A 25,097-nucleotide genomic window follows, 5' to 3' on the forward strand; every position below is an offset into this window, starting at 1 on the left:
CAGCAGAACATCGTCGCATTGCTTCGCACCCTGTTGATCGGCCAGATTTTGCTTGATTCGAAGGCGCGTATTGCAGTCGATCAACAGGTATTCACCAAGCTCAAACAGTGGATACGCGAGTGGCAGGTCCTTAACAAGCAGATCAGCGATACCCGTCGCCGGTGGCTTTATCCGAATGCCTACAACACACGCCAAAGCACCGCTCGCAACCTGCACGCCCATAAACAGAAACTGCGCGTCCACGAACTGAGCATCCCCGCTCTGCTCGACTTCCAGAACAACGAATACGCCAAATTACTGCAGGACGAGATTCGCCAGTACTTCCAGTCCGGCAAAACCCTGGCCAAGGACTGGCTCGCCCAAGCCAAACGCTGGACCAACCGACTCGGCGGCACTGCGGGCTCGATCACTTGGGGTGTGATCATGCTCAATTTCATCAATACCGCGCTCACTTACCGGGACGTTACTCGTGATGGAGACTTCAGTGCCAAGGATATTGGCAAGGTCACGTATGGACTGGGTTACAGCTTCAATCTGTTGATGGTGGTGTTTGTTGAAGCGCCGTGGAGCGTAATAAGGGATGCGACGCCGGTACTGATCGATGGCAAGAATGTAGGGGTTCTGGACAGGTCCAGTGCGTATTGGAAAGCCAAGGGAAATGCGACGTGGAGTGATGCAATACGTGGGTTCAGGGTTTCGATGGTGGCGATGGGTGGGTTTGGAGTAGCAGCAGTTACGCTTGAACTATTTGATATCACAGATGATTTTTACGCAGCTAAAACACCTGAGGAAAAGAACACGATTATTGTTAAAGGTATTTCTATATTCGCAATGGGAGTAGGCTCCACTTTTCAATTTATAGCAGGGTTGTCCCCCGCAAGCACATTCACAATTGTTGCGATGAGTCCATGGTTCAGCGTGGCGCTGCTCGTAATAGGATCTATATATCTTTTTACTACAATGGCTTTAAGTTATTTCAAGCAAGACAGCGTCGGCTGGTGGCTACGTAAGTGCTGTTGGTCGAGAACCCTAGACTATCGTTACCCCGAGACTGTCAAAGGTGAGAGCGAAGAGGTTCGCGCATTGATGGAAATTCAATTATCTCCGCAGGTTTATGTAAAAAGCACTGTGCATTATGAAAGCCGTTATCTTGGCAAAGGCGATCACTACAGCGTAGCGGTACAAAATGGCGTTGGAGTACAAGTGCGCTTGCCCAACCTAGTGCGCGGGCAGTCCGTGCACTTCAATGTCATTAGCAGCAAGCGCCCATGGGGAGTGCTACCGGTACAAAAAATAGACGACCCTCTGCATGAAGCTTTTCTGGCCCACGGGCAATTCAGGAAGGCCGAACAGTTCGGAACGCTAACCAACAAGCCTGCTGGCAAGGCGAGTGAAGACTTCACCTACCCGTTGATGCCGCCCGAAAACGAAGACCTCATCTGGGAAACCTGGGTGCCGCTCGACAAGGACGCAACCTATCTTGAGCTGCAAATCTGGTACCCCAGCAATCTGATACATCCTGGCGAGGAAGATCAAGGCTATCTGTTTCAGATGGAGCTTGGCACAAGAGGCGATACAGCTATCGATGGTTTGGCTGCTGTGGAGCTTGAAGTAAAGACATCAAGCAGTGTCGGCACGCTGACCCTAGAAGTAGCAGAGGGTACACCTGTATGAACCAGCAAGAAAAAGCCTTGTACCTGCCAAAAAACAAAGACGTTCTGAACTGGAAGATCAAAACACTTGCGAGATCGCCTAGAGAAATGATGATAACTCAGTCCATATTCATTGCCGTCTACGTGATAGGAAGCACACTTTACATGTGGGGAGGCTGGATAATGTTCTCAGACAGTCTTTACTCATTAGTGGGCACCATACTCGCGCTTGCTGGAATTCTTGCGTATTTCATATGCCTGCTCATCCGTCAAAAAACCATCTACAACTACACCATAAAAACCAACTGCGCCCACCTGGAGTACTACCTCCATTACCCCGACTTCGCCTCGTCCTTCTTCAAGGGCATTGCCATAGCCGTCATCCTGATATTCGTCTTCATAGCCGCCCTCACCGGCTCACTGCTCTTCCTGATCGGCCCGGCAGCCATGGCCTGTATCGCAGCCCTCAAGCTACTAAACTGGGAAAACCCCATTCATCATGAACAAAGCCTGCCCTGGGATGAGTACAACTTTGTAACCGTCGACCGTAAACGCCTCATGATCATCACGCACCGCACTGACGTCACGCTAGGCTTTGAGGCCCGTTTCCAGCACGAAGTACTGTTCAACAAATACCTGAATTTTCTCCACACCGTACTCCCCTCCACCGCCGAGTTCACCGAAAAAGCCTGGAAGTGGTAGCACACCCAAGCTAACGTACACGCCGGAATTCAAGCCATACCCACCAAGGCCCCACCATGATCCAGATCCGCCCCATGACCCCGGAAGACTTCGAGCGCTTCTGGCCCACCTTTCAGGCTGTCGTCATCGCTCAGGAAACCTACGCCTACGACCCTGCCGTCACTCAGGAGCATGCCCGCAGTCTGTGGATGGAGCTGCCGCTGCACACGCTGATTGCCGAGGAAGACGGCCAGCTGTTAGGCAGTTACTACTTGAAGGCCAATGCAGCAGGTCCGGGGAATCATGTCTGCAATTGCGGCTATATGGTGACGGATGCGGCGCGGGGTCGTGGTGTGGCGCGGTTGATGTGCGAGCACTCGCAGCAACTGGCGCGCGACAGCGGGTTCCTGGCGATGCAATTCAATTCGGTGGTGGCCAGCAATGAAGTAGCTGTCGCGCTGTGGGCCAAGCTGGGTTTCGAGACAGTCGGGCGTTTGCCCAAGGCTTATCGTCACGCACGCTTGGGGCTGGTGGATTGTCTGGTGATGTTCAAGTGGCTGGCTGATGCCCCGATGGCCAAAGAGCCTGCGCAGCCAAAGCTGATCGGCCGCAAGAATATCGAATCTGTGGTGTCGCGTCCGCGTCGCAAATAAGCGCGACGCTCACATGAAAAACGGGGCCTGCTCACCATGAGCAGGCCCCGTTTTGTATTACAGCTCCGTGCTTATTTGCCAGCATCGACCTCAGGCTGTTTCTGCAACAACACCCGAGTCACCCGGCGCTCTTCCACGCCGACAACCTGAAGGTTCCAGCCCTGCCAGTCCAGGCTATCGCCGGTAGAAGGCAGGCGATCCAGCAGGCTCATGACCAGTCCGGCGAGGGTCTGATAATCCTCGGTGGCCTTGGCCTGGAAGCCGGTGCGTTCGCGAATCAGACTCAGGTTCAAGGCACCCGATACCACGAAGTCCTCGCCTTGCTTGACGATGTCCGGGCCTTCCACTTCGCTGGCGTCTGGCAGCTGGCCAGCGATGGATTCCAGAATGTCGGTCATGCTCAACACGCCGATGAAATCACCGAACTCGTTGACCACAAAAGCGATGTGCGTCGACTCCTTGCGCATCTGCTCCAGGGCATTGAGGATGGTGAAGCTTTCCAGCAGGTTGATTGCCTTGCGCGACATCAGCTTCAGGTCGGGCTCGTTGCCGGACAACAATTCCTTGAACAGCTCTTTCTTGTGCACGAAGCCCAGCGGCTCATCGATGCCTCGCTCACCAATCAACGGCAGACGCGAGTAGGACGAGTGCATCAGTTTCAGACGGATTTTCTCGGCATCATCTTTCAAGTCGATGTAGTCGATTTCGGCCCTCGGCGTCATCACCGTGCGAATCGGCCGCTCAGCCAGTTGCAGTACGCCGCTGATCATCACCCGCTCACGACGGTCAAACACCGGCTCGCTGCTTTCGCCTTCCAGCATGTCGGTGATTTCCTCATCGACATCGCCAGACTCCAGCTTGCGACCGCCCAGCAGACGCATCACCGCATGGGCAGCCCGCTCGCGACGCGGCAGGTGGCCATGAGCAGACTTCTTGCTGCGCTTGCGAGCGATCTGGTTGAACACCTCGATGAGGATCGAGAAACCGATGGCCGCATACAGATAGCCCTTGGGAATATGGAAACCCAGGCCCTCGGCGGTCAGGCTGAAACCAATCATCATCAGGAAGCCTAGACACAGCATGATCACTGTCGGGCGGCTGTTGACGAATTTGGTCAGCGGCTTGCTGGCAATCATCATCAGGCCGATGGAGAAGATTACGGCAATCATCATGACCGACAGGTGTTCGACCATGCCGACGGCCGTGATTACGGCGTCCAGCGAGAACACCGCGTCGAGTACCACGATCTGCGCAACGATGGGCCAGAACAACGCATAACCTGCGTTACCGGCGCGCTGGGCAACATGGCCTTCCAGCCGTTCGTGCAGTTCCATGGTGGCCTTGAACAACAGGAACACACCACCAAACAGCATGATCAGGTCACGACCGGAGAACGTCTTGTCGAAGATCTCGAACAACGGCTCGGTCAGCGTCACCATCCAGGAGATGCTCGCCAGCAGGCCCAGGCGCATGATCAATGCCAGCGACAGGCCGATGACGCGCGCCTTGTCGCGTTGTTCGGGGGGCAGTTTGTCCGCCAGAATGGCGATAAACACCAGGTTATCGATACCCAGCACCAGTTCCAGCACGATGAGGGTCAGCAGGCCAAGCCATGCCGTGGGGTCAGCGATCCATTCCATGGTAGTTATGCAGCCTCACGAGAAAAATGGCGGGAAAACTCATCGTTGGCCACAGCTGGCCACGCACTGCAATGAATTGCCATGCGCAAAGGTGCCTTGCGACCATGCACAGGCATGTCGGGGCCATTGCAACACGAGAGAGAGGGTAAACCGGCGTTCGAATCAAACGGCCTGCCTGGTGAATGGGATATCACTGGCCAGCCATCAGCGGTGAAGGGAAGGCAACTCGGAGGCTCCTGGAGGGTATTCATACGGTCCTGAAAATCAATACGGGCGTTGATCGTACAATACACACAACTGTTTCGTATTTTGTATAAGTATTACAAGACTTGACCAAAAGCACGGCGTATTCCTAAGCCTCGCTCAACCCGGAGCGACGTTTTGCCGCACCTCCAGGTACGACCAGTTGTCTGACAACGGCAGTGTCCGGGTAGATCACACAAATCATTTGTTTTAAAATGTTGCAATAACGGCAGGCCTGCGCAGTGTCCAACGCGACTTGTGTGAATGCACGATCCCCTGCCCTCTGACCAGAATCATAAAAAGAAAGCCCGTCATAGACGGGCTTTTTTCGTTTTCAGCTTTTGCACCCCGACGCCGGTGACCGGCATCGCGGACGACCTGTTTCTTTTAACCTTTGAGGTGATTTCCCATGCTGCGTATCGTTGTCGTTCATTTGTTCCAGTGGCTCAAGCGCCTATCGTCCGCGCTGTTCTTCCGTAGCGCCGAGGACAACTATTCCCGTAGCTTCACTCGGGAAAACGATGACGAAGGCCGCTGGACCTTTGTTTCAATCGTCATCGTTCTGACCCTTAGCCTTTACTGCCTGGCTGGCCTGGGTTACTACGCCAAGACCAATATCTGGGACGGTTTCACCCAGGAGCAGAAAGAGAATATCGCCCAAGCGATGGTGGTCAGTTCGCAGAATCTCTGACGAACGACACAATCGGAATACGACGGGGAAGCGAAAGCTTCCCCGTTTTCGTTTCGCCCGCTTGTCACAGGCATGCTTTTCTGCGAGAAAGCGCTGCGAAAATGCACGCTCTCGGCATTCATTGAGCGCGCTAAAAACGGAAGCCTTGTAATGAGCAAAGAATTACAGATTACCGACCTGCATCCCGGCGAAGGCAAGGAAGCGGTCAAAGGTGCGCTGATCACCACGCATTACACCGGAACCCTCGAAGACGGCACTGTCTTTGATTCCTCTCACCAGCGTGGCAAGCCGTTTCAGTGCGTGATCGGCACCGGACGCGTTATCAAGGGCTGGGATCAGGGCCTTATGGGCATGAAGGTGGGCGGCAAACGCAAACTGTTCGTGCCTGCCCACCTGGCCTATGGCGACAGAACGATGGGCGCGCACATCAAACCGGGTGCCGACCTGACGTTTGAAATAGAGCTGCTGGAAGTGCTGACCCGCGACGATTGAGCCGGCTGCCTTGCAGATCGCCTTGAATCGGCCGATGACCTTGGCTGACAGGCATAAGCCTGATTGCTTGTTATCGCGGAAAAAGCCATGCTCCGGGTATGGAATTCAAGGTCTTGGCACAGGAACACGTATGGCGCTCAATAAGTCGACTCAGGAGCTGAAGCGGCACCTGAAAGGGACAGCAACCAATCTGGAAAACACGGCGGAAGAAATTCTCAAACTCGCCTCGCAAATGAAAGATGTCGACGTTACGGCAGTACTGCAGATGGTCAACCGCCTTTACAGCGATGCCGATCAGCTCAAGGCCTATGCCGATGAGGTCAGGGCCAAGCGAATAGTACGCGCCAAGCCGCTATGAACCGCTGAACCAGCGATCAAACGCGCTTCCATTGGTCCAGAGGGCCTTCGATGCTGCCACAGCCCGCCAGAATCAGCGCCAGCCCCAGGCACCTGAACATGCAGAAATGGCGTGGCCGGGTCGGCATGTGCCTGGTGGCGAGCCTTTCGGTTCTGGCGGGCATGACCGATGCCATCGGTTTCATGGCGACCGGCGACTTCGTTTCGTTCATGAGTGGCAACACCACCCGGCTTGCCGTCGCGATCAGTGCCGGCGACCTGAGCGTGACCCTTCGCCTGGCACTCGCCATCTTCGCCTTTATTGCCGGCAATGCGCTGGGCGTCGTCGTTGCACGGCTTGGCGGCCGACGCGCCCTGCCCCTGCTGCTGGGGATCGCCACGCTGCTGTGCGCCGCAGCCGCATGGCCGCTGGAAAGCAATATGCTCGCACTGATCTGGGCCATTCTGGCGATGGGTATGCTCAACGCCGCCGTGGAACAGGTCAACGGGCTGCCGGTCGGCCTGACCTATGTAACCGGCGCGCTGTCGCGTTTCGGGCGTGGCTTGGGCCGCTGGATACTGGGCGAGCGCCGAGATGGCTGGCGCGTGCAACTGGTGCCGTGGGTTGGCATGTTCATCGGGGCGGTCATCGGCGCACTGCTTGAACAACGCCTGGGGCTCAATGCCCTGTTGATCAGCGGCAGCCTGTCGGCATTGCTGGGGCTGGTTTCATTGAAAATCCCGCATCGCTGGCAACGTCAATACATGCCTCGCTGAACCCTGCGATTCCCATCTGCTGAAATACGTTTACCATACGCCGCCTTTCATAACCGACCTTCGTCATGACCCCTGAAGCACTCGCCATCCTGCAACAGCATCTACTCGCCGCCCTGAACAACGTTCCGACTGAAACCCGCCGCCTGTTTCATGGCCGTGGTCGCGTATGGCCGGGGCTGGAGCACATTACCGTCGACTGGATGCAGGGCGTGGTGCTGGTCTCGCTGTTCAAAGAGCCTCTTGAGCCCGAACTGGCAGCTCTGACGCAGCTGTTGAACGAGTTGATCGAAACGCCGCAGTGGCAACAAAGTCAGGCCCATACCCTGTTGTTGCAACACCGCTATCTGCCGCAAAGCACTACGCAATGGCTGACCGGCGAGGTGGTCGATGAATGGGTGATCACCGAAAATGGCCTGCGTTATAAAGTCGATTTCGGCAAGAAGCAGAACAGCGGTCTGTTTCTGGACATGCGCTATGGCCGCGAATGGGTGCAGGCCCAGGCAAAGGGCAAGCGCATCCTGAACCTGTTCGCCTACACCTGCGGCTTCTCGGTCGCCGCCCTTGCCGGTGGTGCAGACCATGTAGTGAACCTGGACATGGCCCGCGCGGCATTGAATCGCGGTCGTGAGAATCACCGGCTCAATGATCAGGACCTGGGCCGGGTGACCTTTCTCGGGCATGACCTGTTCAAGTCATGGGCCAAAGTCACCCGCTCCGGCCCTTACGACCTGATCATCATTGACCCGCCGTCTTTCCAGAAAGGCAGCTTCATGCTCGACAAGGACTACCAGCGAGTCCTGCGCCGTCTGCCAGAGTTGCTGGATGAAGACGGTTCGGTGCTGGCATGCATGAACGATCCGGCGCTGGGGCCGGACTTTCTGATCCAGCACACGGCAATCGAGGCACCGTGCCTGCGCTTCGAACAACGCCTGGAGAACCCGCCGGAATTCCCGGATGCGCGGGTCGATGGCGGCCTGAAGGCTTTGGTGTTCAAGGCTGAAGGCTTGAGTCGGACAGGGTGGGCGTAAACCCTAAAGAATTTAGCCAGCGACGCGCGAGTATCGCTGGCTACCGTCAATGGAACAAGTAACGTTACGGGAAATGCGTTTACAAACTTTTCACATTCAAAAACAGTCCTCGCCATTAAAAGTCTGACTATTTTCCAACTTTTTGTTTGTTTAACACTTCCTGAATGACCAATAAACTTTTTGTGTCAGACAGTAGTTTTTTCCAGGCCACAGCACTAGAGTGATATCAAGTCACCATCATTTGTAATGATGGCCCCCGCCATGAAGTGGTGACACAAAGGGGATCCATAATGCCAATAAGAAATATCGGATTGAACCTCAGGGCGTTTGTCAGCTTTGGCTTTATTTGCTTGCTGCTCGCTGGCCTGGGCATCAACGCACTGTTCAAAATGGAAGGGCTCCACCAGTCCGCCGAGCGGTTACAGAATGACTGGCTGCCCAGCGTGAGGCAGGCAGGCCGCATTAATACCGCAGGCCTGCTGTATCGCCTTGATGCTCGACGCTTCGTGATGGATGACGACAGACGGTCTTCCGAGTCCATGAACAAGCTGACTGGATTGAAAAATTCGTTACTGCAAGAAGCTGACACTTACGGCCCTCTGGTATCAAGCCCGGAAGAAGAGGAAGCCTATCGAAAAGTGAAGGCTGATGCGTCGGCTTACATCGCCAAAATCGATGAACTGGTTGAACTTAGCAAGAACAAGTCCGATAGCGAATTATTCGCATTCATTCGCGATGTGACGAGCCCGCAAGCCAAGGCGTTACAAGCATCGATAGAAAAACTGATCGAAGTCAATATCAAAGGAGCCGAACAATCGGGGTTGGTGGCTAACAGGAATTATCAGAGCGGGCTGACCGTGACCATGACGCTGATTATTCTCGCCATCATCATTACGTTGATTGTTGCCACCTTATTTACGCGCAGCATTGCAAAGCCGGTCAAGGCGCTACTCGACTCCACACGACGGATCGCCGAAGGTGATCTGCGCACGACTGTCGAAATCAACGGGGCAGACGAGCTGACCGAACTGCAAAAAGCCAGCGCAGCGATGCTCTCTAACCTCAAGGGCACCATTCAGCATATTTCCGATGCCTCAGGCCTGCTCGCCTCGGCCGCCGAAGAAATGAGCTCGATCACACAGGATTCCACACAGGGCATGCAGCGTCAGACCCAGGAAACCGAGCAGGCGGCCACGGCGGTCAACCAGATGACAGCCGCCATCGAAGAGGTCGCACGCAACGCTGTTGCGGCCTCTTCCTCTACCCAGGCCTGTGAAAAATCCGCGCAGACTGGCCAGGATTGCGTCGGCCAGACCATCACTGCGCTGGAAAAGCTCAGTCACACCGTGGACAGAACCGGCACAGAAGTAGAAGGCCTCGCCAATCAGGCTCAAAGCATCGCCAAGGTTGTGGACGTGATTCGCGCCATCGCCGAACAGACCAACCTGCTGGCGCTCAACGCCGCCATCGAAGCGGCGCGGGCTGGCGAACAGGGCCGTGGGTTTGCGGTGGTTGCCGATGAGGTCAGGGCGTTGGCACATCGCACGCAGACGTCTACCCAGGAAATAGAACAGATGATCCAGGGTATTCAGAAGAACTCCAATGAAGCCGTCCAGTCGATGAAGCAGAGCAATGCGGAAACCGACGCCACCTTGCTGATCGCCCAGCAGGCCGGGATTGCGATCAAGGACATCACCGCGTCGATCAGTCATATCAATGAACGCAACCTGATGATTGCGACAGCCTCTGAACAGCAAGCGCATGTTGCGCGGTCGGTCGACGAGAACCTGGTGAGCATTCGCGATCTGTCGGCGCAGAGCTCTTCGGCTTCCAGCCAGACCTCCACTGCCAGCCAGGAGCTGTCTCGCCTGGCTGTGGATCTCAACCGTATGGTGTCGAAGTTTTCAATCTGAGACGGACCTCTCCTTTACTCCGCCTGCCCAAATACCTGGCTGGGCCGTCGCAGCGAAGGATCGAAGGGATTGATTCTGGCACTGATGGCCGTGGCTTCACGCTTGAGCAGTTCTACCACGGTCATCAGGCGATCAGGCCCCAAGCGGTCGGAGATAGTTGCCACGCTGAGCGCTGCCACTGCCCGGCCGCTGCGGTCCAGGATCGGCACGGCCAGCCCGGCCATGCCCGGTAGCGCGCCGGTGTTGCGCCCGGCGTAGCCGAGGCGGCGCACGTTTTCGACCTCTGAACGCAGAAACACCTCGTCGTACAGGTGAAAATCCTTGAGCCGTGGCAGGTTGTAGGCAATCACCGTTTCCCGCTCGTCCTCGGGGAGAAACGCGAGAATCGCCAAGCTGCCCTGCCCCACGCCCAACGCAACACGGCCACCAATGTCGCCGGTGAACGTGCGAATCGGGTACGGGCCCTCACTGCGGTCCAGACAGATCGCGTCAAAGCCACTGCGTGCCAGCAGAAACAGCGAGTCGCCCAGCGATGCAGACAGGCGTAACAGACTGGGGCGTACCACGTCGCGCAGATTGCCGGTGTTGCCCGCCTTGGCGGCCAGCGCAAAGAATTCGATGCTCAACCGATAGCGCTTGCTGAGCAGGTCCTGCTCGACCATGCCCTCATCCATCAGACTGCGCAGCAAGCGGTGCGTGGTGGGTTGCGAGAGCCCGACACGCTGGGCGAGTTGTGTGACCCGCTCGCCGCCCTCGTCGCAATCGCCCAGGCAACGCAATACGGCGAACAGACGCGACACCGCGCCGACGCCCACTTGCGCAGAATCAGTATTCCGATCAGTGGAATTATTCATGAATATAGCTCGCTATTTTTCCACTAAAAGAATTAATTCGAAGAAAGATGTTATTCAGTGAAATTGCTTGTTGAGCCCATCCTAGCCTTCGCCCTACTCTCAGTCCACAGGGGCGATTTGAACAATCATCGGTAGCCGACTCAGAGCGAGCACCAACGTCCACAGAACTGCATGACTTCATTTCGCATCTGCCCATGACAAACGCGTGCCTCGGCGCGCATGCACACAGGTGGAAGCAGGCATGGCATTTCTGCAGCTCGAAGGTCTCTCCAAACGCTACGGTTCCATAGACGCTGTGGTCGCCACGAACCTGGCCGTCGACAAGGGCGAATTCGTTTCACTGCTCGGCCCTTCCGGCTGCGGCAAAACCACCACTCTGCAAATGATCGCCGGCTTCGTTGAAGTCAGTGACGGGCGCATCGTGCTCGACGGCCGCGACATTACCCACGCCAAGCCCAGCAGTCGGGGTCTGGGCGTTGTATTTCAGAGCTATGCATTGTTTCCGCACATGACCGTGGCCAACAACGTTGCGTTTGGCCTGCGCATGCGCAAGGTGCCTGCTGCCGAGTTGCAACAGCGTGTCACACGGGTGCTGGAACTGGTTCGTCTCGGCCAGCATGCCGAGCGCTACCCGCGCGAGTTGTCTGGCGGGCAACGGCAGCGGGTCGCGCTGGCCAGAGCACTGGTGATCGAGCCGCCGGTGCTGCTTCTGGATGAACCGCTGTCCAACCTGGACGCCAACCTGCGCGAAGAGATGCAGTTCGAAATTCGCCGTATTCAGAATGAAGTGGGCATCACCACACTGATGGTTACCCACGATCAGGCTGAAGCCCTGTCGATCAGTGATCGGGTGGTGGTGATGCAGGCCGGACGGATCACGCAGATCGACGAGCCCTACACGCTCTACGAACACCCGCGCACGCGCTTTATCTCGGGGTTTGTCGGCAAAGCCAATATGTTGCAGGGCGACCCGGACAGCAGCGGCAACCCGCAGATCCGTCTGCTACCCGGCGATGGCACGCTGACACTCAGCCTGCGTCCAGAGAAAATTGATCTGGTGGACCCCGGCTGCGGACGGCTGTCGGGGCGTATCGTCACGCGTTACTTTCTCGGCAGCCAGTGGCTGTATCGCATTCAGACCGGCATCGGCGAAATAACCGTAGTGCGTCGCAACGACGGCCAGGCACCGCTGGAACAAGGTGCTGCGGTCGGCATCGATTGGCCAGCCGAATTGCTGCGCGTACTGGACGCCGACGAGGTGCGCGCATGAGCCTGATGAGCGAAATGCGTCAGGGTGGCCGCGGTTATTGGCTGTCAGCTCCGGCACTGGCGTTGTATATCGGCTTGCTGGTGCTGCCGCTGGGCCTGACGCTGCTGCTGTCATTCAACGTGTTCGACTATCAGGTCGGGGTGAAAAGCGACAGCTATACGCTGGCCAATTACACGGCCGTGGTCACCGATTCGTATTTCTATGAAATCTTCCTGCGCACCTTCTGGATCAGCGCGCTGGTGACGTTGCTCTGCGTGCTGATCGGTGTGCCGGAGGCCTACATTCTGAGCCGCATGGGCACACCGTGGCGCTCTATCTTCCTGATTCTGATCCTCACGCCGCTGCTGATCTCGGTGGTGGTCCGGGCCTTCGGCTGGAGCCTTCTGTTGGGGGCGGACGGTCTGATCAACCAGGCTATCCAGTTCATGGGCGGTCGCCCGGTGAAACTGCTGTACACCCCGTTTGCCGTGATCATCGCGCTGGTCCACGTCATGTTGCCGTTCATGATCATTCCGGTCTGGACCTCGTTGCAAAAGCTCGACCCCACCGCCGAACAGGCCGCGCTGTCGCTGGGTGCCAGTCAGGCGAAAGTCATGCGCCTGATCGTCCTGCCACAGGTCATGCCGGGCGTGCTGTCCGGCTCACTGATTGTCTTTGGCCTGGCCGCCAGTTCGTTTGCCATTCCCGGCCTGCTCGGTGGTCGACGTTTGAAGATGGTCGCCACGGTGATCTACGACCAGTACCTCTCGGAGCTCAACTGGCCGATGGGCGCGACCCTGGCGGTGGCGCTGCTGCTGGTCAACCTGCTGGTCATGCTGTCCTGGAACCGCCTGATCGAAGGCCGTTACAAAAAAACTCTGGGGGAATGATCCATGTCCAAGAACGGTCCTTTGGCCCTGTCGTTTCATGCGCTGGTAGTGATCTTCATGATGGCCCCGCTGGTGGTGGTGTGCCTGGTGGCGTTTACCCCGGAAAACACCCTTAGCCTGCCCACTACCGACTTCTCGCTGCGCTGGTTCAAGGCGGTGTTCGAACGCGCCGACTTTATCGACTCGTTCTACAACAGCCTGATTCTGGCGTTTGTGTCCGCAACGCTGGCGACGTTGATCGCGGTGCCTGCTGCGCTGGCGATCACCCGGCATACATTTCCGGGCCGCAACTTTTTCAATGCGCTGTTTCTTTCGCCGATCATCATTCCGCACCTGGTGCTGGGGGTGGCGATGCTGCGCCTGTTTGCGCTGATGGGCGTAAACGGCAGCTTCACCTGGCTGATCTTCGCCCACGTGCTGGTCATCACGCCTTACGTACTGCGTCTGGTGCTGGCGGCGGCGATCGGTATCGACCGCAGCGCCGAACACGCCGCCGAGTCATTGGGGGCCAACCGTTTGACCCTGTTTCGGCAGATCACCCTGCCGATGATCCTGCCCGGCGTGGCAGGCGGCTGGCTGCTGGCGTTCATCAACAGTTTCGATGAAGTCACGCTGTCGATCTTCGTCACCTCGCCTGCTACCCAGACGCTGCCGGTGCGCATGTACGTTTACGCCACCGAATCCATTGACCCGATGATGGCTGCCGTATCGGCACTGGTCATCGCCCTCACCGCCGCCACCATGATCCTGCTCGACCGGGTCTATGGGCTGGATCGGGTGCTGGTCGGCAAACACTGATCCGGAGCTTTCACGTTATGGCATTGCTGAAACGACTGGCTGAACATGATCGCCCCGTTCTGCCCTTCACCCTCGATGGGCAACCGGCCAATGGTCTGTTGGGCGACACCGTGCTGACTGCGGTATTGACCGCCAGTGAGCACCTGCGCGGCAGTGACTTCAGTGCCGAGCCGCGCGCCGGGTTCTGCATGATGGGCGCCTGCCAGGACTGCTGGGTAAGACTCGGCAACGGCCAGCGAGTGCGTGCCTGTTCGACGCTGCTGGAAGCTGGCCAGGCGATTATTCGTGAACCGGGGCGGCGGCCATGAGCAAAGACCGCGTTGCCATTATCGGCGCCGGCCCAGCCGGGATTCGCGCTGCCCAGACGCTGCTGGAGCACGGTGTCAAAGCCTGCCTGATCGACGAAGGTCTGCGCGGCGGCGGGCAGATCTATCGTCGCCAGCCAGAGAATTTCCAGCGTTCGGCCAAGGCGCTTTACGGCTTTGAAAGCGGCAGGGCCGTTGCGCTGCATCAGGCGCTCGATGCACTGACAACACAGATCGACTACCGACCGCAGACGCTGGTGTGGAACGTCGAAGGCAATCAACTCGATACCCTGCACAACGGAACAGTCGCAACCCTGGATTTCACCCGACTGATTGTCGCCACAGGTGCCACCGACCGCATTCTGCCAGTGCCCGGCTGGACACTGCCCGGCGTGTATAGCCTGGGTGCAGCGCAGATCGCACTTAAATATCAGGGTTGTGCGATTGGCGAACGCGTGGTGTTTTGCGGCAGCGGCCCCTTGCTGTATCTGGTCGCCTATCAATATGCCAAGGCTGGCGCGAACGTGCTGGCGGTGCTCGACAGCGCGCCGTTTTCAGCCCAATGCAAGGCGCTGCCTGCGCTGCTCGGCCAACCGGCAACCCTTGCCAAGGGCCTGTATTACCGCGCGTGGCTGAGTGCGCATGGCATTCCCGTGCACCAGGGCGCATACCTCACACGCATCAACGGTGACAAACGCGTAGACGGCATTCACTGGCAACGCAACGGCCAATCAGGCCACCTGGCCTGCGACGCAGTAGCCTTTGCCCATGCGCTGCGCAGCGAGACACAACTGGCCGACCTGCTCGGCTGTGAATTCGGTTGGAGCCCGCTTAACCGAGCGTGGCTGCCCATTCGCGATGACTGTGGGCGCAGCAGCGTGCCAGACGTGTATCTGGCAGGCGACGGTGCTGGAATCATGGGCGCAGACGCGGCGGAAATGGCCGGAGAACTGGCCGCGCTCGGGCTGCTGCAAGACAGCGGTGTCACCGTCGACGCCGTGCGTATCAGTGACCTGCAAACCGCACTGCAACGCATCGAAAGCTTCCGCCACGGGCTGGAAACCGCGTTTCCGTTCCCCGAAGACTGGGCTGCCAATGTAGCGGATGACACGCTTGTGTGCCGCTGTGAAGAGGTCTCTGCGGGCGATATTCGTACCACCGTGCAGGACGGCCATTGGGAGATCAACCGGGTCAAGGCCATGTGTCGGGTGGGTATGGGCCGCTGTCAGGGCCGGATGTGCGGCCTGGCAGCCGCCGAGATCATCGCCCGCGAGAGCGGCCGGCCAGTTGAGCAGGTCGGCCGTCTACGCGGCCAGGCACCGATCAAGCCACTGCCGTTCGGCCTGGAGATGCTGCCCGTGGACAAACAATCAGCGGAGACACAACCATGAGCACGCTGATTGAAAGCGATGCGATTGTTATCGGCGGCGGCATCGTCGGCTCGTCGGCAGCCTTGGCGCTTGCACTGAAGGGCAAGCGTGTCGCCTTGCTGGAGCGCGACTTTTGCGGCTCGCACTCCAGCGGCGTCAATTATGGCGGCGTACGCCGTCAGGGCAGGCCCTTGTCGCAACTGCCCTTGTCGCAACGGGCGCATCAGATCTGGAGCGGCCTGTGCGATCTGATCGGTATCGACGGCGAATACCAGCGCTCCGGCCACCTCAAACTGGCGCGCAGCGAGCAGGACATGGATGCGCTACGCAGCTACGCCGAAGCCAGCCAGGGGTTCGGGCTGGATTTGCAACTGCTGGATCGAGAGCAACTGCGCGCCCGTTACCCTTGGGCGGGCGATGTCGCCGTCGGTGCATCGCTATGCGCCGACGACGGGCACGCCAATCCGCGTCTGGTATCGCCCGCCTTTGCCCGCGCAGCTCGCCGGGCGGGCGCTCAGGTATTCGAGCAGGCGCCGGTCAGCGAAGTCAGTCACGACGGCAACGCCTTCATCGTCACGACCGCCAGCGGCCTGACACTGCGAGCCCCCTGGCTACTGAATTGCGCTGGCGCCTGGGCAGGAGCGCTGGCGGCACAATTCAACGAACCGGTGCCGATGTATTCGGGGCATCCGGCGATGCTGGTGACAGAACCACTGCCAATGTTCATGGACGTCAGCACCGGTGTCGAAGGCGGCGGCATCTATGCCCGGCAGGTGGCACGCGGCAATTGCGTGCTGGGCGGCGGACAAGGCTTTGCCCTCGGCCCGGCACACGCCAGACCAGGACAGGCGGCAGTGCTCGACATCCTGCGCAACGCCGTCGAACTCTACCCGCCATTGGCCGGGGCCCAGGCCATTCGCACCTGGAGCGGCACTGAAGGCTACCTGCCTGATCGCGAACCGGTGTTGGGCCCGAGCCTGACAAGACCAGGCCTGCTGCACGGCTTCGGCTTTGCCGGGGCAGGCTTTCAGATCGGCCCGGCCGCGGGCGAAGCGCTGGCCGAATGGGTCTGCGGCGGTGCCTCAACGATCTCGCTCGAGGCTTTTTCCATCGGCCGCTTCCGCCAGGCAGCTACCCAACCCACTGCGATAGAACCCGCTACGAACGTCATCCCATTGCACAGAGGAAGGTCGTCCTTATGAAAAGCACCAAACGTCTCGCCCTCACCAGCCTGTCATGCCTGCCCTTGGCTGCCGCACTCGTGTCGTTGCCTGCCCAGGCCGAAACCACGCTGTACCTGGGCATGAACGGCGGAACCATGGAGCGCCTGTATGCCGATCAGGTGCTGCCCGCTTTCGAGAAGGCCAACAACGTCAAGGTGGTGATCGTGCCCGGCACCTCGGCCGACATCCTCGCCAAGGTGCAGGCGAGTAAAGACAACCCGCAGATGCATGTCATCTTCCTCGATGACGGCATCATGTACCGAGCCATTTCCATGGGCCTGTGCGACACCCTGCAGCCCAGCGCCAGCCTGGCTGACCTGCCTGCCAAGGCAAAAATCAAGGAACAGGCAGCGGCCGTCAGCCTGGGTGTGACCGGCCTGGCCTACAACACGCGGATGTTCAAGGAAAAGGGCTGGAGCGCGCCCACCTCATGGATGGACCTGGCCGACAAACGTTTCAAGGACAAGGTGGTGTTCCAGTCACTGGCCTCCTCGACCTTCGGCCTGCATGGCTTTCTGATGTTCAACCGTATCCAGGGCGGCAGCGAGAAAGACGTCGAGCCAGGCTTCAAGGCCTGGCCGAAGACCATTGGACCGAACGTGCTGGAATACATCGCCAGTTCGGCGAAGATCTCGGAAATGGTACAGACCGACGAAGCCGCGCTGTTCCCGCTGACGCCGACGCAAGTGACCGCCTTGAAGATCAAGGGCGTGCCGGTGGAATACGCCTCGCCCAAGGAAGGCGGCGTGGTGTTGAACGTGGCTGAATGTGCAATCGCCAATAACAACCAGCCAGAGCTGGCCCAGAAGCTGGCGGCCTACCTGCTGACACCGGAAGCACAGGCACCTGCGTTGGAATTCGGCGATCAGATCCCGTCAAATCCGAAAACACCGACCTCCGAGAAGACGCGCGCGCAAGTCGAGGCCATGGAAAAGTACCTGGAAACAGCGGTAACCATCGACTGGGATCAAGTCAACCAGATCCGCCCCGAGTGGAACGCACGCTGGAGCCGCAGTATCGAGCGCTAGTCGCAAGCGGCAAGGTCAAAAGGCCGTGCCGTTTACAGGCAAACACCGGCTGATCACCGCCCGGCAAATTATTTCAACTTATTACCGCACAAGAGAGTCCCACCGTTACGCCCTCTTCTTGAGGCGCATTTAACGGTGGTTCTTTCTTTATGAGTTTTATTGTCTGCATGAGCGTGCTTGGCGTGCTCTTGATGCTATTGGCGCTCACGTCCTCGTACCTGCGCTGGATGCCGGTGACCACGTCAGCGGTATGCCTGGGATTCGGCTTTGGCATCGGGCCGATGGGCCTGGATATCGTCAATCTGGATTTCGAAAAATCCTACGAATGGCTGGAGCGCCTGACCGAGGTGGCGGTACTGTTTTCCCTGTTCGGTACGGGCATCAAGTTGCGCCTGCCGCTGCGCGGCAAGGCCTGGCACTCTGCCTACTGGCTGGCCGGGCCAGTGATGCTGGCGACCATTGCTGGCGTGACGGTCGCGGGGCACAACATCATCGGCCTGGACTGGGGCGTGTCGTTGTTGCTCGGTGCCATGCTGTCGCCGACCGACCCTGTACTGGCCGGGATGGTCCAGGTGAACAACGCCCAGGACCAGGATCGCCTGCGGTTTGGTCTGTCCGGCGAAGCGGGCCTCAACGACGGGACGGCGTTTCCGTTCGTGATCTTTGCCTTGCTGTACCTGAGTTCCGGGGGCGCAATGAGCGACTGGGTCCAGGGATGGCTGATCAAGGACCTGATCTGGGCGGTTCCGGCCGGTTTGTTGATTGGTTACGGCATGGGCCGCGGCGTTGGCCATCTGATGATCTTTCTCCGCATCAAGAACGCCGACAGCACCACATCACCCAATGACTTTCTGGCGCTGGCATTGATCGCCCTGGCCTACGTGGTCGCGCAAGGTGTGGGAGCCTTCGGTTTTCTTTCGGTCTTTGCCGCCGGATTCGGGCTGCGTCAGGCTGAAGTACGTGTCACGCGCTCAGAGCTGCCATCGGAGCATGTCGCGCAACCGGTCCTGGGGCATATGACTGCGTCCCTCGAACAGGGCACAGTAGCGCAGGGCGAAGACATGAGCGACTCGCAACTGGCTGCCGGGGTAATGATGGGGGATATGCTCGCGTTCGGCAGCCTGGTGGAACGCGCGATGGAAGTGTTGCTGATCACCCTGCTGGGCGCTGCGCTGACGATGTACTGGGACTGGCGCGCGATTGGTCTGGGTATCGCGCTGTTCTGCGTGATTCGTCCTGCCAGCGTTTGGTTGCTGGTGAGTCGTCGCCTGCTCAACGTCCGACAAAAAGCACTGGTTGGATGGTTCGGTATTCGTGGGATCGGCAGTCTTTATTACCTGTGTTTTGCGTTGTCACACGGTCTGGCACACGATGTCGGCCACGTTGTGATCGGCATGACACTTTCGGTCGTAGCGCTGAGCATTCTGGTACACGGCATCAGCATCCAGCCTTTGCTGGAACGTTACGAGCGCAGCGCCGCCGCAAACCCTGATTAACAGGCCTGCTACGGCAAAGGGCCATAGATGAGGTCGATGAGGGTATTGGAAGAAGCAATTGGACTGCGGCATTTCGACTCGGTAGCGTGGCGGCCATGTAGCAGGTGCATAGCCGCCAGTGCAAAGCTTGAGGCGTGCAGCTAATATGTGAGCAGGCTTGGGCACTTTGCCAGCCTGCGCAAAGGCCCGGATGCTGCACCTTGCAAAAGAGCTGAACCCCTGTAGCACGCTGGCCTCCAAACCTGGAATACAGCTCTCTCGATCATTTAGAAGGTGAAATGTCAGAACCCGTCCTGATGGACCGCTTTGCACGTAAAGTCGATTATCTGCGCATGTCGGTCACCGACCGGTGCGATTTCCGCTGCGTGTACTGCATGGCCGAAGAGATGACGTTTTTGCCTCGGCAACAGATTCTGTCGCTGGAGGAAATCCTTCAGGTAGCCGAGCGCTTCGTCGCGCTGGGTACGCGTAAAATTCGTCTTACCGGCGGTGAGCCACTGGTACGCTCCGGCGTCGTGGGTCTGTGCGAAAAGATCGCCGCCCTGCCCGGCCTGCGCGAACTGTGCATGACCACCAACGGTTCACAACTGGACAAACTGGCCGCCCCGCTGTTCAAGGCCGGCGTCACCCGTTTGAACATCAGCCTGGACAGCCTCGACCCGCAACGTTTCCGCGAGCTGACCCGCACAGGCGATCTGCACAAGGTGATTGCCGGCATCGATGCCGCCAACGCCGCAGGTTTTGTGCACACCAAGCTCAACTGCGTGGTAATGCATGGTCGCAATGATCACGAGATCAACGACCTGCTGGCGTTCGCCATCGATCGCAATCTGGATGTCTCGTTCATCGAAGAGATGCCGCTGGGCATCATCAGCGAGCACAGCCGGGCCGAGTCCTTCTACTCCAGCGATCAGGTTCGCGAGCGCATTGCCGAACGTTACACGCTAGTGCCTTCCACTGACTCGACCCAGGGGCCGTCGCGCTACTGGCGTCTGGCCGAGGCACCAGGCATTCGCATTGGCTTTATCTCACCGCACAGCCATAACTTCTGCGGCACCTGCAATCGCGTGCGCCTGACGGTCGAAGGCCGCTTGCTGCTGTGCCTGGGCAACGAGCACTCCGTGGACTTGAAAGCGGTACTGCGCGCCAATCCCGGTCAGCCTGAGAAACTCGAAAAAGCCATCATCGATGCCATGCAAATCAAGCCGTGGAGCCACAACTTCACCCACGACGATGGCGTGCAGGTGGTGCGCTTCATGAATATGACGGGCGGCTGACAGCCGCACTGGTGGATAACGCCTCAGCTCATGAGGCGCGGTTTATTTGCCCGACTTGCGAAAGAACAAAGTGATCTGCCCGACTTCCACGCCCAGTTTGGTCATCGACGAACGATTGGCCATGGTCTGCTTGTCGATCAGGTACATCCAGTCATCCAGGCTGACGTCATACTCGGTGCCGTCCACCGGCAACCTGAGCACATAGTTCCAGTGGAAGCTGTTGCCTGACACTTCGCCATAGGCCTCGCCAACCACGTCACCTGCCGTGCCTTTCCAGCGCCCCGGACCATCGGGACGCAAGCGCCACTCCCGGACCTGCTTGGTGCCATCGCTGTAGCTGAAGGCCTCGTGCATGACCAGCACTTCGCCTTCACTGTGCCCGTCGATCACCACGGTAAAGCGCTTGGTGACTTCACCGGAGCGCTTTTGAAACATTCCCCAGGCCTCGACACGCCCGGTGAAGTACTGGCGCAGATCGAGCTTGGGCTCTTCCTGACTGTAACGGGTTACCGGCACACCGCCGCAGCCGCTCAGTACAAGCCCCGCAAACAACATCAACATCCACTTTCTCAGCATGCGCCCTCCTTGATGGGTCATGAGCCGGTACTGCCGAGCAACTGCTCACGCAGCTCGGGGTTACGGGTTTTCGGGTCAAGCCAGATGGAAAAGAAAGCCTTGGCGAACTCACTGTCGGGCACGACATGCTGGAGTTTGTCGCCGACATAGAAACGCGCTTCGCGGCCGGGCAGGTAAACCCCGGTAATCTTCATGCCCGGCTTAACATCGACAAATGACTGGTTCATTTGCTGACGCCATTGCGCCAGTTGCTGATCGTTCACCTTCGACCCGGAAATACGCTTGATCTCATCGATACTGGCATCGACCAGATCTTCGCGGTCAATATCGCGATGGTAAGTCAGCTCAAGAGCCAGCGGCGCACTCGCTACAAAGGGCTTGGCGGGACTAAGCAACCTGGCCGTGTAGACACGAAAGCCGAACAGGCTGAGATCACCGCCACCGACAACCTGGGCATTGGGCAATGCCTCCCGCCAATCCGCCGAAGCGCCAGCGCTGAGCAACATCACCAACCATAGCCATCGTGGCGCACGCATCGGCAACCTCTGTGTAGGTCAGGTGCAGGCGCTGCCATGAAAGCATCGGCAGGCCGGGAATGAGAGAAGCCAGATAACTGACTCATGGCCGGAATCTATACCAGCAAAAACACTTTGTACAACCAATAAGGCAATTACCCTTTCGGGCGCTGAAAATAAAAAAGCCTGTTCCCGATCAGGTTCGGGAACAGACTTCAGGGCTCAATACTTATCGCACCTTGAATTCAGGCGACCTGAGAGTGTGCCTGCAGACGGCTCTTTTGCCATTCGCCTTTCAGCGCCTGCAGCGTATTTTCCACATACGTGCGGTCGGCCGCCGCTTTTTTGCCGACATAACCCTGACCGCGGCGAAACATCTTCAGCGCAGTGCGCATCTGTGGATGAGCGTCACGGAATTCGTCTTCCTGGGTGAATGGCGACATGGCGTCGACATGGACTTCACCCGAATCGGCAATCCATACGATGTGGTTGTCCAGCGTGTCTTTGCATACTGCAAACAGACGAGCCAGTTCATCAATAGTCGGTTGCTTGTTGATATTCATGTTGATGCTCCTTCGCTCGTAGACCGTTCAATAATTGATACATCAAGTTCATGCGCCAGAGCGTCATCAATGCAACACACGTAAGTGTTGGTCGAATGTCGCTCCAGCCCCTCAAGGACATGCAGGTAGCCTTGATGAAGAGCCGCTACACAGCGGCATCAGCGCAGAGAGAAGAAGTCACGAAACCCAAAGACCTGACCCAGGATCGGCAATCGATCCATTACAAGCATCATGAGGACGTTTCGCCAGCTTCTCGCCCATATCGACGACAAATGCCAGTTCAGCTCCATCAATCTGCCTTGTGGGCAGCCTACATCCGGGAACATCTCGACGGCTTGCCGAGCCTGTTCAGTACACTTTGCAGCGCTCCCGATCGGGGAGACAGCTGCATAATGCAAAAGGAAAACGGGTACGTCAACGATTATGTAGTGATTATTTTATAGCACTACATAATTATATGAGGGACGTGGGGTTACGTTAAAAGGTGACTGAATGGTCATGCTGGGCAGGCTCAGGGACATCGGCACGACAGCATCTGAAGACCAGCAAAAAGGCCTGAAAGCGTTCGCTTCCAGGCCTTTTCACAACACACAAACAGCTTAGTATCAGCTCACCTTGAAGCGACCCACTAGCCCCTGCTGCTGCTCGGCCAAACGCGCAAGTTCGCGACTGGTGACGGCAGTCTGCTCGGCACCGGCACTCACCTGGATGACCAGCGAGTTGATGTCGTCGACGTTGCGGTGGATCTCTTCGGCCACCAGGCTTTGCTCTTCAGCGGCCGAAGCGACCTGGATGTTGCGGTCGCTGATGGTCGCGATGCCTTCGGCGATCTCTTCCAGCAGTTCGCCAGCGCGTACGACGTTGCTGGCCCCCTCCTGCGCCTTGCCCAGGGTTTCCTGCATCGACGCTGCTGCGCGTTCCGAGCCGGACTGCAGGTTGGCGATCATTTTCTGGATGCTGACGGTAGAGTCCTGAGTCTTCTTGGCCAGATTGCGTACTTCGTCGGCAACCACCGCAAAACCACGCCCCTGCTCGCCGGCACGTGCAGCCTCGATGGCTGCGTTGAGCGCCAGCAGGTTGGTCTGGTCGGCGACGCCACGAATGACATCGAGCACCGAGGAGATCGAGTTGCTCTCGCCCTTGAGCTCGTCGATGATCCGCGAAGTCTCTTCAGCCTGCACCGAGAGCTCCTGAATCAGGCCGATGGTGTTCTCGATTTCGGTCTTGCCCTGCACGGTGCTGTTGTTGACGCGTTGCGACATCTCGGCCGCGTCGGTGGTGCTGCGCGCTACATCCTTTACCGTGGCGCTCATCTCGCTGATGGCAGTAGCGACCTGATCGGTACCCTGGCGTTGTTGCGCCACGTTCTGATTGGTTTGCAACGCCACTGCGGAGGACTGCTCGGCAGCGGTGGCAACCTGCGCCGTGGCGCTGCCGATTTCGCTGATAACCTCACTGATCTGATGCGCCATGTTGTCAAGATTGCGTGAAATCTCGCCAAACTCATCCTTGCCGATATAGCGGGTCCGCGCGGTCAGGTCGCGGGTGGAAAGTGCCATCAATGTGCGGTTCACATCGACAACTGCGACCTTGATGTTGCGGATGATGACCGACGCCAGCCACAGCACTACGATCAGCATCAGGACGACAGTAGCAACCGCCACATACAGGCTGCTTTGAGCAGAGCTGCGCGCATCCGTTGCCAGGCCGACCACGTTCTGGCCAAGCTCTGCTTCTACCTGAGCCATCATGTCGATACGCACGGTGGCAAGGTTGAACCAGTCTTCCGGCTTGACGTTGAGCGGATCACCCATCGGGGTATCGAAACCCAGGCGTTGCAAGCGCGCCACTTCCAGCGAGCCCGGCTGCTGCATGACGTCATTGAGTTTGGTCTTGAATACTTCAGGGGACCAGCGTTGAAACGCTTCGAGGTAACCGGAGAACTCTCCGAGGTTACGACTGAAGCGTGACAACAGGGGCGCGTCAAAGCGGTTCTGGTTGAATGCCTGGCCGAGCAGCACGCGCTCGCGACCGGCACGTTCCTTCATGTCGATGAACTGGTTGAGCGAACTCAGGCCACGCAGTATTTGCGGATCTTCGATACTCGCCTCCAGTGAATAGGAGAACCCGACAAGTGTTTTGATAACGTCGGTGAAGCGCGTAGAGGACTCGGTGTTGTTGATCCCCAGCGTATCGATCTTGAGGCGCAACGCAGTCAGGTCATCCAGTGCACGGTAGACTTTGTCCGGACCGGGAATACCGTCGGTCGACTGGGCACGCATCTCGCTTATCGCCTTGTCGGTTTCCTGACGGAAGGTCTTCAATTTGTCCTGCATGGACTTGCCGCCGCTGCCCAGAAACACGCCGCTGGCACCGCGCTCGCGCTGGATGGTAGTGACCACGTTGCTCAGTTTCTGTGCAACTGCGGTGGCTGTTACTGCTCGCCTCATGTCACCGAGGTTTTCGCTTTTGTCAGCGACGAACAAACCTGCAAAGGCCAGGAAGCCCAATAGGGGGAATATTAAAATAAGCAGCAGTTTCATACTCAAAGGAGCATTTCTAAGCATTGCAGACCTCATGACGTGCAGACTTTTCTATAAAGGCTATCCAGGGCGTAACGTTCTGTATTCGTCGACGTTTTTTTGTCGCCAGGGACAATTGGTTTATCAGCCTGCCGTAGCCGGTCTTGCTTCCGTATCACTGTCTCGGCCGCCTTCCGGGAAGCTTTACCCACTATTTGAATTTGTTAATTCAAATAGCGAACTTGATAAAGCAGAGGGCGTGAGAAGTTTGGATCCGCAAAGAAATGACCGCCTGGGGCGATCATGATGAGAAGATAAATATAAA

Annotated in this window: 23 protein-coding genes and 2 pseudogenes; 19 read left to right on the forward strand and 6 right to left on the reverse strand. The window is 58.0% G+C overall.

Annotated elements, in window-relative coordinates; translation table 11 throughout:
- The 3 genes and pseudogenes from RYB66_RS00075 to RYB66_RS00085 all read left to right on the forward strand — a co-directional run.
- A pseudogene (locus RYB66_RS00075) lies at positions 1-1,674 on the forward strand (hypothetical protein); the annotation flags it as partial.
- On the forward strand, positions 1,671-2,354 hold the full coding sequence (locus RYB66_RS00080) for a hypothetical protein (protein ID WP_046832714.1): 684 nt from the start codon (positions 1,671-1,673) through the stop codon (positions 2,352-2,354). The pseudogene RYB66_RS00075 and the gene RYB66_RS00080, both read left to right, overlap by 4 nt.
- A gap of 56 nt (positions 2,355-2,410) precedes the next feature.
- Positions 2,411-2,986, forward strand: coding sequence for a GNAT family N-acetyltransferase (locus RYB66_RS00085; protein WP_005783031.1), 576 nt, complete (start codon positions 2,411-2,413; stop codon positions 2,984-2,986).
- A 71-nt stretch (positions 2,987-3,057) separates the two neighbouring features.
- On the opposite strand, the gene RYB66_RS00090 is transcribed toward RYB66_RS00085, so the two are convergent.
- Complete coding sequence (locus RYB66_RS00090; protein WP_005783033.1) at positions 3,058-4,626, reverse strand: TerC family protein; 1,569 nt, start codon at positions 4,624-4,626, stop codon at positions 3,058-3,060.
- A gap of 652 nt (positions 4,627-5,278) precedes the next feature.
- Here RYB66_RS00090 and RYB66_RS00095 point away from each other — a divergent pair.
- From RYB66_RS00095 to RYB66_RS26450, 7 genes and pseudogenes are all read left to right on the forward strand, one after another.
- On the forward strand, positions 5,279-5,560 hold the full coding sequence (locus tag RYB66_RS00095) for a hypothetical protein (protein WP_002553776.1): 282 nt from the start codon (positions 5,279-5,281) through the stop codon (positions 5,558-5,560).
- Positions 5,561-5,710: 150 nt separating this feature from the next.
- Entirely contained in the window at positions 5,711-6,052 is a 342-nt protein-coding gene (locus tag RYB66_RS00100) for an FKBP-type peptidyl-prolyl cis-trans isomerase (RefSeq protein WP_002553777.1), read from the forward strand.
- A gap of 130 nt (positions 6,053-6,182) precedes the next feature.
- On the forward strand, positions 6,183-6,410 hold the full coding sequence (locus RYB66_RS00105; RefSeq protein WP_002553778.1) for a hypothetical protein: 228 nt from the start codon (positions 6,183-6,185) through the stop codon (positions 6,408-6,410).
- Positions 6,411-6,460: 50 nt separating this feature from the next.
- Positions 6,461-7,165, forward strand: coding sequence for a YoaK family protein (locus tag RYB66_RS00110; protein ID WP_002553779.1), 705 nt, complete (start codon positions 6,461-6,463; stop codon positions 7,163-7,165).
- Between the two features lie 65 nt (positions 7,166-7,230).
- A complete protein-coding gene (locus RYB66_RS00115; protein WP_005783041.1) occupies positions 7,231-8,193 on the forward strand; it encodes a class I SAM-dependent methyltransferase in 963 nt (320 codons plus the stop codon).
- A gap of 290 nt (positions 8,194-8,483) precedes the next feature.
- A pseudogene (locus RYB66_RS26445) lies at positions 8,484-9,221 on the forward strand (MCP four helix bundle domain-containing protein); the annotation flags it as partial.
- A 129-nt stretch (positions 9,222-9,350) separates the two neighbouring features.
- Positions 9,351-10,106, forward strand: coding sequence for a methyl-accepting chemotaxis protein (locus tag RYB66_RS26450; RefSeq protein WP_394342752.1), 756 nt, complete (start codon positions 9,351-9,353; stop codon positions 10,104-10,106).
- 14 nt (positions 10,107-10,120) lie between these two features.
- Here the strand turns inward: RYB66_RS26450 and RYB66_RS00125 are convergent, their stop codons facing one another.
- On the reverse strand, positions 10,121-10,960 hold the full coding sequence (locus tag RYB66_RS00125) for an IclR family transcriptional regulator (protein ID WP_016980418.1): 840 nt from the start codon (positions 10,958-10,960) through the stop codon (positions 10,121-10,123).
- A gap of 241 nt (positions 10,961-11,201) precedes the next feature.
- On the opposite strand from RYB66_RS00125, the gene RYB66_RS00130 reads away from it, so the two are divergent.
- The 9 genes from RYB66_RS00130 (at position 11,202) to moaA (ending at position 20,596) form a co-directional block, all read left to right on the forward strand.
- Entirely contained in the window at positions 11,202-12,230 is a 1,029-nt protein-coding gene (locus RYB66_RS00130; RefSeq protein WP_005783047.1) for an ABC transporter ATP-binding protein, read from the forward strand.
- Positions 12,227-13,099, forward strand: a complete 873-nt coding sequence (locus RYB66_RS00135; RefSeq protein ID WP_016980417.1) for an ABC transporter permease — start codon at positions 12,227-12,229, stop codon at positions 13,097-13,099. Before RYB66_RS00130 ends, RYB66_RS00135 begins: the two co-directional genes overlap by 4 nt.
- A 3-nt stretch (positions 13,100-13,102) precedes the next feature.
- Positions 13,103-13,897 (forward strand): ABC transporter permease, encoded by a 795-nt coding sequence (locus RYB66_RS00140; RefSeq protein WP_005783051.1) that lies wholly within the window; start codon positions 13,103-13,105, stop codon positions 13,895-13,897.
- A 17-nt stretch (positions 13,898-13,914) separates the two neighbouring features.
- Entirely contained in the window at positions 13,915-14,205 is a 291-nt protein-coding gene (locus tag RYB66_RS00145) for a (2Fe-2S)-binding protein (RefSeq protein WP_002553787.1), read from the forward strand.
- On the forward strand, positions 14,202-15,593 hold the full coding sequence (locus tag RYB66_RS00150) for an FAD/NAD(P)-binding oxidoreductase (RefSeq protein ID WP_044293251.1): 1,392 nt from the start codon (positions 14,202-14,204) through the stop codon (positions 15,591-15,593). Before RYB66_RS00145 ends, RYB66_RS00150 begins: the two co-directional genes overlap by 4 nt.
- The gene (locus tag RYB66_RS00155) at positions 15,590-16,774 is read left to right on the forward strand and encodes an NAD(P)/FAD-dependent oxidoreductase (protein ID WP_005783058.1); all 1,185 of its coding nucleotides are present in this window, start codon (positions 15,590-15,592) and stop codon (positions 16,772-16,774) included. The genes RYB66_RS00150 and RYB66_RS00155 overlap by 4 nt, the downstream gene beginning before the upstream one ends.
- Complete coding sequence (locus tag RYB66_RS00160) at positions 16,771-17,823, forward strand: ABC transporter substrate-binding protein (protein ID WP_005783060.1); 1,053 nt, start codon at positions 16,771-16,773, stop codon at positions 17,821-17,823. The genes RYB66_RS00155 and RYB66_RS00160 overlap by 4 nt, the downstream gene beginning before the upstream one ends.
- 149 nt (positions 17,824-17,972) lie before the next feature.
- Positions 17,973-19,319, forward strand: coding sequence for a cation:proton antiporter (locus tag RYB66_RS00165; RefSeq protein WP_016980415.1), 1,347 nt, complete (start codon positions 17,973-17,975; stop codon positions 19,317-19,319).
- 278 nt (positions 19,320-19,597) lie between these two features.
- Entirely contained in the window at positions 19,598-20,596 is a 999-nt protein-coding gene (gene moaA / locus RYB66_RS00170; protein WP_002553792.1) for a GTP 3',8-cyclase MoaA, read from the forward strand.
- A 42-nt stretch (positions 20,597-20,638) separates the two neighbouring features.
- Here moaA and RYB66_RS00175 read toward each other — a convergent pair whose 3' ends face one another.
- From RYB66_RS00175 to RYB66_RS00190, 4 genes are all read right to left on the reverse strand, one after another.
- On the reverse strand, positions 20,639-21,172 hold the full coding sequence (locus RYB66_RS00175) for a DUF3833 domain-containing protein (RefSeq protein ID WP_005783065.1): 534 nt from the start codon (positions 21,170-21,172) through the stop codon (positions 20,639-20,641).
- Positions 21,173-21,189: 17 nt separating this feature from the next.
- Positions 21,190-21,708, reverse strand: coding sequence for a chalcone isomerase family protein (locus RYB66_RS00180; protein ID WP_002553794.1), 519 nt, complete (start codon positions 21,706-21,708; stop codon positions 21,190-21,192).
- A gap of 224 nt (positions 21,709-21,932) precedes the next feature.
- Positions 21,933-22,250, reverse strand: a complete 318-nt coding sequence (locus RYB66_RS00185; protein WP_005755789.1) for a hypothetical protein — start codon at positions 22,248-22,250, stop codon at positions 21,933-21,935.
- 605 nt (positions 22,251-22,855) lie between these two features.
- Positions 22,856-24,817: a methyl-accepting chemotaxis protein gene (locus RYB66_RS00190; RefSeq protein ID WP_044293247.1), complete on the reverse strand. Its 1,962-nt coding sequence runs from the start codon at positions 24,815-24,817 to the stop codon at positions 22,856-22,858.
- Positions 24,818-25,097: the final 280 nt, after the last annotated feature.

It is taken from the genome of Pseudomonas syringae group sp. 243L2 (assembly GCF_032587875.1).
Taxonomy (GTDB): Bacteria; Pseudomonadota; Gammaproteobacteria; order Pseudomonadales; family Pseudomonadaceae; genus Aquipseudomonas; species Aquipseudomonas amygdali.

Coding starts and splice junctions, on each gene's coding strand:
- RYB66_RS00140 (WP_005783051.1), top strand. CDS start 13,103: ATGTCCAAGAACGGTCCTTTGGCCCTGTCGTTTCATGCGCTGGTAGTG.
- RYB66_RS00105 (WP_002553778.1), top strand. CDS start 6,183: ATGGCGCTCAATAAGTCGACTCAGGAGCTGAAGCGGCACCTGAAAGGG.
- RYB66_RS00115 (WP_005783041.1), top strand. CDS start 7,231: ATGACCCCTGAAGCACTCGCCATCCTGCAACAGCATCTACTCGCCGCC.
- RYB66_RS00130 (WP_005783047.1), top strand. CDS start 11,202: ATGGCATTTCTGCAGCTCGAAGGTCTCTCCAAACGCTACGGTTCCATA.
- RYB66_RS00155 (WP_005783058.1), top strand. CDS start 15,590: ATGAGCACGCTGATTGAAAGCGATGCGATTGTTATCGGCGGCGGCATC.
- RYB66_RS00090 (WP_005783033.1), bottom strand. CDS start 4,626: ATGGAATGGATCGCTGACCCCACGGCATGGCTTGGCCTGCTGACCCTC.
- RYB66_RS00175 (WP_005783065.1), bottom strand. CDS start 21,172: ATGCTGAGAAAGTGGATGTTGATGTTGTTTGCGGGGCTTGTACTGAGC.
- RYB66_RS00160 (WP_005783060.1), top strand. CDS start 16,771: ATGAAAAGCACCAAACGTCTCGCCCTCACCAGCCTGTCATGCCTGCCC.
- RYB66_RS00185 (WP_005755789.1), bottom strand. CDS start 22,250: ATGAATATCAACAAGCAACCGACTATTGATGAACTGGCTCGTCTGTTT.
- RYB66_RS00080 (WP_046832714.1), top strand. CDS start 1,671: ATGAACCAGCAAGAAAAAGCCTTGTACCTGCCAAAAAACAAAGACGTT.
- RYB66_RS00165 (WP_016980415.1), top strand. CDS start 17,973: ATGAGTTTTATTGTCTGCATGAGCGTGCTTGGCGTGCTCTTGATGCTA.
- RYB66_RS00190 (WP_044293247.1), bottom strand. CDS start 24,817: ATGCTTAGAAATGCTCCTTTGAGTATGAAACTGCTGCTTATTTTAATA.
- RYB66_RS00125 (WP_016980418.1), bottom strand. CDS start 10,960: ATGAATAATTCCACTGATCGGAATACTGATTCTGCGCAAGTGGGCGTC.
- RYB66_RS00135 (WP_016980417.1), top strand. CDS start 12,227: ATGAGCCTGATGAGCGAAATGCGTCAGGGTGGCCGCGGTTATTGGCTG.
- RYB66_RS00110 (WP_002553779.1), top strand. CDS start 6,461: ATGCTGCCACAGCCCGCCAGAATCAGCGCCAGCCCCAGGCACCTGAAC.
- RYB66_RS00150 (WP_044293251.1), top strand. CDS start 14,202: ATGAGCAAAGACCGCGTTGCCATTATCGGCGCCGGCCCAGCCGGGATT.
- RYB66_RS00180 (WP_002553794.1), bottom strand. CDS start 21,708: ATGCGTGCGCCACGATGGCTATGGTTGGTGATGTTGCTCAGCGCTGGC.
- RYB66_RS00145 (WP_002553787.1), top strand. CDS start 13,915: ATGGCATTGCTGAAACGACTGGCTGAACATGATCGCCCCGTTCTGCCC.
- RYB66_RS00095 (WP_002553776.1), top strand. CDS start 5,279: ATGCTGCGTATCGTTGTCGTTCATTTGTTCCAGTGGCTCAAGCGCCTA.
- RYB66_RS26450 (WP_394342752.1), top strand. CDS start 9,351: ATGCAGCGTCAGACCCAGGAAACCGAGCAGGCGGCCACGGCGGTCAAC.
- RYB66_RS00100 (WP_002553777.1), top strand. CDS start 5,711: ATGAGCAAAGAATTACAGATTACCGACCTGCATCCCGGCGAAGGCAAG.
- RYB66_RS00085 (WP_005783031.1), top strand. CDS start 2,411: ATGATCCAGATCCGCCCCATGACCCCGGAAGACTTCGAGCGCTTCTGG.
- moaA (WP_002553792.1), top strand. CDS start 19,598: ATGTCAGAACCCGTCCTGATGGACCGCTTTGCACGTAAAGTCGATTAT.